Consider the following 5,477-nt stretch of genomic DNA (forward strand, 5'->3'; position numbering starts at 1 on the left):
CCCGAGGCCCGGGACCGGGATGCCCCCCCCCGCGTCCCCCAGCGCCCCCCCCGCGCCCGGGGCAAAGAGCGGCCCGCCGGCGGGCTGGCCGCGCCGGACCCCCCCCCCCCCCGCCACGGCGAACGCGACGGCCGCCACGGCTCCGGCCGCCACCGCCCACCAGAATCCGGCCCGGGGACGCTCGCGGGTGCGCAGGACCGAGACGAGTGCGGTCACCGCCGGCAGCAGTGCGATGACCATCGCGCCATGACTGGCCGGAGTCCGCGTCAACGCGAACGAGGTCAGCAGCGGAAACCCGATCACCGCACCGGCGGCGACGACGAGGATGCCAAGCCACTGCCGTCCGCGCGGGCGGTGCGATCGGGTGAGCACCAGGGCTCCTCCGGCGAGGGCGGCCGCGATGACCGCGCGGCCGCTGCCCACGAACAGAGCGGACAGGTGCCCGGACCCGACCGCCAGACGCGTCAGCGGCACCGTGAAGGAGAAGGCCAGCACGCCGAGAAACCCCCAGGCGACGCCGAGCCGGGAACCCGATAACGGTTGGTCGATAGATTGAGTAGCGCTACTCTGTTCTTTCATGAGTGAGAGTAGCAGTGAGCGGATCGAGGCGGCGCTGCTCGCACACATCGCCACCGCGAAACCGGGGAGTCGGCTGCCGTCCACGCGCGAGCTGACGGCAGGACACGGCGTCAGCCCGGTCACCGTGCAGAAGGCACTGCGGTCCCTGGAGCGGCGCGGACTCGTCGTTGCTCGGCCGGGCTCGGGCGTCTTCGTCCCCGCGGCGCGAGCGGAGCGTCCCGCCGACTTCTCCTGGCAGACCGCGGCTCTCGGCGCCTCCGGCGCTCTCCCGGCGACACCGGTCGCGGCGTTGCGGCTCGGCAGCGCTGAGGCCGTCCCGCTGCACTCCGGCTATCCGGATCGCGCCCTGCTGCCGGAGCGGCTGCTGCGGACCGGACTCGTTCGCGCGGCTCGGTCCACGGCGACCGTGGAACGGGCCCCGTCCGCCGGGCTGGCGGATCTGCGCGCGTGGTTCTCCGCGGAGCTGGCCGCGCAGACGCCGGCCGGCCGCACCGCACCCACCGCGCGGGACGTCATCGTCACCCCCGGCAGCCAACTCGCGCTCGGCACGGTCTTCCGCAGCATCGCCGGCCCCGGCGGCGTCCTGCTCACCGAGTCACCGACGTACTGGGGCGCGATCCTGGCCGCCGCGCAGGTCGGTGTGACGCTGGTCCCGGTTCCCACGGACGCGGCGGGACCGGACATCACGGCGTTGGATCGCGCGTTCGCGGAGACGGGTGCGCGCGGTTTCTACGCGCAGCCGACGTACGCCAACCCGACGGGCGTGCAGTGGAGCGCGAACCGCACCCTCGAGGTGCTGCGCTCGGTCCGTGTCCACGGCGCGTTCCTCATCGAAGACGACTGGGCGCACGACTTCGGCATCACGACAGACCCCGCGCCCGCTGCCGCTCAGGACGATTCCGGGCACGTGATCTACCTGCGATCGCTCACGAAGAGCGTCTCGGCCGCACTGCGGGTCGCGGCGATCATCGCCCGAGGTCCGATTCGTGACCGCCTGCTCGCGGATGTGCAGGCTCAGGCGATGTACGTCAGCGGCGTGCTCCAGACCGCAGCGCTGGAGGTCGTGACGCAGCCGGCCTGGCGCACGCATGTCAGCGGTCTGCGCCGGCGGCTGCGCGAGCGCCGTGACCTGCTCCTGGACGCCGTGGCGGCGGGACTTCCCGCAGCGAGTGTCGAGACCGTTCCCGCGGGCGGCCTCAACCTGTGGCTGCGGCTGCCGGACGAGACGGACCTGGGACGCCTGGTCCGCGATTCCGAAGCGCGCGGCGTCATCGTCGCCGCCGGGGACGAGTGGTTCCCGGCCGAGCCGACGGGGCGATTCCTGCGCCTCAACTTCGCCGCCGCAGACCCGGCCTCCTTCCTGACAGCCGCGGAGCAGATCGGTGCGGCCTGGGCGGAGCAGCAGCGTGCTCGCTGACACGAACCGTGCGCCGAAGCTGTACCGGCGTCTGAGCCTGCGCCGTGCCACAGCCGCCGTGACGGCGGCACAGTGGTGGGACGCCGTGAACGGGACCGTGCGGCTGAGTCCGGCGCAGGCGATGGCCCTTCGTCGGGTGGACGTGTTCGACCAGTCCGCTGTGCGCCGAGCCTCCATCGAGGTCGTCGGGCTGCTCGGTTCCGACGGTTCGCACGCTCGCTTGAGCGGCGTCCTCCGGGATCACTCCGAGACGGTGACTCCCCCGCGAGGCGCCGAGGAGTTCCGCGATCCGTTGTCCCCCACCGCCGCGCGCACCGCCATCGACCTCGCCCGGAACTGGACATTCTGGGAGGCGCGCTACGCCGGAGCGGTGGATCTGTTCGGAGCGGACGCTGCACCCTGGCTGGGCGAACGTCTGGCGGAGATCCCCGCCCGGTCGCGGCTGCTGTTTCCGGCGGCCGGGGAAGGACGCCACGCACTGGCCGCGGCCCGCGCCGGACACGACGTGACGGCCTTCGACCTGTCCCCGACCGCCGTCGGCCGATTGCGCGAGGCCGCACAGGCTGAGGATCTCCGCGTCGACGCCGTCGTGGCGGACACCGAGCGGTGGCTGGCGTCGCCCGCGGCGGACGGGCGCTGGGACGCGATCGTGCTGCACTGCTTCGGCACCGGCGATCCGGATGCGAACGAGCGTGTGCTGCGCGGCCTCGCGGCGCGGTCGGATCAGCTCATCGCCGAACTGGCGCAGGCGATCTTCTCTCCTGAGCTCATCGCGCGCACGTGGCGGGATGTCGGTATGACTTTCGCGCAGGCTAAGGTGCCGGTCGTGCGGATCGTGCCCGGTGCGGGTGCCGCGGGACCTCAGAAGTAGGTGCGAACGAGGTCCACGACGCGGGTCGAGCCCCGGTGCTCGATGACCGGGATGCGACGCCACTTGTCGAATGTGGTGCAGGGGTGCGAGAGGCCGAGGGCGATCACCGCACCCACCGTGATGCGCTCATCGGCGTCCCGGACGAAGGTGTGCTGGTCGCTGATGCGCGGCGCCTCCGCGCCGGCGAGAGGGTGCCACGGCCCGCCCACCTGCTGCGCGACGGCACGAGCGATCGGAAGTCCGTCGTCGGCGGAGAAGTCGCGCTTGCCGCCGTCCACGATGGCGAGGTCCGGTTCCGGACGGGAGACCACGCGTCCGATGCCGTGGATCGCCGAACGCAGGCGTCGGGTGGCGGTCCCGCCGTCGTCCAGCGGAGAGATGCCGCGGTAGAAGCCGTCGTCGTGGACGAGGTAGACGCCGGAGCGCAACGTCCAGTGCACGCGCGGGTCCGCGCCGACGTGGGGTGCGAACGCGTCGGCGACGAGGTCGAAGTACGCGCTTCCGCCGGCGGTCACGACGATGTCGCCGTCGTCGTAGAGGTCGCTCAACCGCTCGTGCAGAGCGACCAGATCACGCAGGAAGGCGGTGACGGCCTCGATCGCCGCCGCGGAACGGTCGTGCCCGAGGATGCCCTCGTATCCGGCCACCCCCGCCAGGCGCAAGTGGTCGGCGTCGGCGACCGCCCGGGCGATCTCGACGCCTTCGGCGATCGTGCGCGCGCCGGTGCGTCCTCCGTCCGCTCCGAGTTCCACGCACACGTCCACGGCGGTCCTCGCTCCGGACGCCGCGAGCCGGCGCTGCATCAGCTCGACCGTCGCGACGGAATCGACCCAGCAGGTCAGCCGCAGCTCCGGGTCCCGCACCAGGTCGGCGAGGGCCGCGAGCGCGCGCGGGTCCGTGACGGCGTTGGCGAGCATGATGGAACGCAGCCCTGCGGCGTAGCCGATCCGAACCTGTCCCATCGTCGCGAGCGTGATGCCCGTCGCACCCGCGTCCAGCTGACGTCGCCACAGCGCGGGCGCCATCGTGGTCTTGCCGTGCGGCATCAGCTCCAGCCCGTGCGCGGCGACCCACGCCGCCATGAGCGCGATGTTGTGACTCATGGCCTCGTCATCGAGCACCACCAACGGGGTCCAGAACTCATCGAGCGTCGGTGCGGTGGCCAGGAATTCGGCCGTCGTGAGGCCGAACGCGCGCTCCGGCAGTCCCTTGTCGATGACGGAGAGGGGTTCGTCGTCGTGGAGGTCCATTCGCCCATCCTGCCCGAGACACCCGGGCACGTCCGAGACACCGCGCAACGCGAGGCGTCTCGGACGTGCATGGGTGTTTCGCGAGCGTCTGCTGCGGCCGCTAGCATCGTGCGGTGACCTGGCTCGGCGAACGCATCGCACCACGACGGCTCGGGCGTGATTTCCGCTGGCTACTGGCCTCGTCGTTGACGAGCAACATCGGTGACGGCATCGCGCTCGCGGCCGCGCCGCTGCTGATCGCGTCGATGACCTCGTCCCCGATCCTGGTGGCCTCCGGCGCCATTCTGCAGTTCCTGCCGTGGCTGATCTTCGGACTGCACGCGGGCGCCATCGCGGATCGCGTGAACCGGCGCCGCCTGGTCATGATCGCGAACGCGGCGCGCGGACTCGTCCTGGGCGGGCTGGCGGTGCTGCTGATCTCCGGCGTCGCGAACATCGGGATCGTTCTGGTCGCCGCCTTCCTGTACGGCACCGCCGAGGTGTTCGTGGACACCACCAGCAGCACGCTGCTGCCGATGTTCGTCGCGAAGAAGGACCTCGGTGTCGCGAATTCGCGCTTCCAGGCCGGCTTCCTCGTCGCGAACCAGTTCGGCGGCCCACCGGTGGGCGCGTTCCTGTTCGCGATCGGGTCGTTCTGGCCCTTCCTCGTGGACACCCTGTGCGTGCTGCTGGCCGTCGTGCTGATCTCTCGCATCGCGCACACACCGATCCCGCCCCGGGACGACGAGGTGCACACGGCGGTGCACACCGACATCGCGGACGGCATCCGCTGGCTCTGGCGCAATCCCCCGGTCCGCACGCTCGTCGTGGTGGTCCTCGCGTTCAACGTGACATGGGCCGCTCCGTGGGGCGTGCTCGTGCTGTACGCGACCGAGCACCTGCACATGGGTCCGATCGGCTACGGCGCCCTCACCACCGCGTCCGCGCTCGGCGGGATGCTCGGCGTGCTCCTGTTCGGACGGCTGGAGAAGCGGTTCTCGTTCTCCACGCTCATGCGCGTGTGCCTCAGCCTGGAGGTGCTGATGCATCTCGCATTCGCGCTCACCACGAACGCCATCGTCGCCTTCGTCATCATGTTCGTCTTCGGCGCCTACGCGTTCGTCTGGGGCACGGTGTCCACCACGGTCCGGCAACGTCTGGTTCCCCAGGAGTACCAGGGCCGGATCGGGTCGGTGAACATGGTCGGCGTGTTCGCCGGACTCGTGATCGGCCAGGCCATCGGCGGCGTGCTCGCGCAGGCCTTCGGTCTCACCGCACCGTGGTGGTTCGCCTTCGCGGGTTCCGCGCTCACGCTCGTCCTCGTCTGGAGATCCCTCGCCCACATCGCCGCGGACGCCGAGCCCGCCCCGGATTCCACCCC

5 protein-coding genes are annotated in these 5,477 nt (G+C 71.6%); 3 read left to right on the forward strand and 2 right to left on the reverse strand.

Going from position 1 to position 5,477, the window contains the following annotated elements:
- Positions 1-579, reverse strand: a 579-nt coding sequence (locus BN1193_RS00010) for an EamA family transporter (RefSeq protein ID WP_154670774.1), incomplete at its 3' end; no start/stop codon positions are given.
- Here BN1193_RS00010 and BN1193_RS00015 point away from each other — a divergent pair.
- Positions 578-1,996, forward strand: coding sequence for an aminotransferase-like domain-containing protein (locus BN1193_RS00015; protein ID WP_040162698.1), 1,419 nt, complete (start codon positions 578-580; stop codon positions 1,994-1,996). The genes BN1193_RS00010 and BN1193_RS00015 overlap by 2 nt on opposite strands.
- Positions 1,986-2,867, forward strand: coding sequence for a class I SAM-dependent methyltransferase (locus BN1193_RS00020; RefSeq protein ID WP_052460272.1), 882 nt, complete (start codon positions 1,986-1,988; stop codon positions 2,865-2,867). Before BN1193_RS00015 ends, BN1193_RS00020 begins: the two co-directional genes overlap by 11 nt.
- Here BN1193_RS00020 and BN1193_RS00025 read toward each other — a convergent pair.
- On the reverse strand, positions 2,858-4,117 hold the full coding sequence (locus tag BN1193_RS00025; protein WP_052460273.1) for a type III PLP-dependent enzyme domain-containing protein: 1,260 nt from the start codon (positions 4,115-4,117) through the stop codon (positions 2,858-2,860). The genes BN1193_RS00020 and BN1193_RS00025 overlap by 10 nt on opposite strands.
- 113 nt (positions 4,118-4,230) lie before the next feature.
- Here BN1193_RS00025 and BN1193_RS00030 point away from each other — a divergent pair.
- Positions 4,231-5,477 (forward strand): MFS transporter (locus tag BN1193_RS00030; RefSeq protein ID WP_040162710.1); only part of this gene is annotated, 1,247 nt, incomplete at its 3' end.

The organism is Microbacterium gorillae, from assembly GCF_000826185.2.
In the GTDB taxonomy this organism is placed as follows: domain Bacteria; phylum Actinomycetota; class Actinomycetes; order Actinomycetales; family Microbacteriaceae; genus Microbacterium; species Microbacterium gorillae.

Coding starts and splice junctions, on each gene's coding strand:
- BN1193_RS00015 (WP_040162698.1), top strand. CDS start 578: ATGAGTGAGAGTAGCAGTGAGCGGATCGAGGCGGCGCTGCTCGCACAC.
- BN1193_RS00025 (WP_052460273.1), bottom strand. CDS start 4,117: ATGGACCTCCACGACGACGAACCCCTCTCCGTCATCGACAAGGGACTG.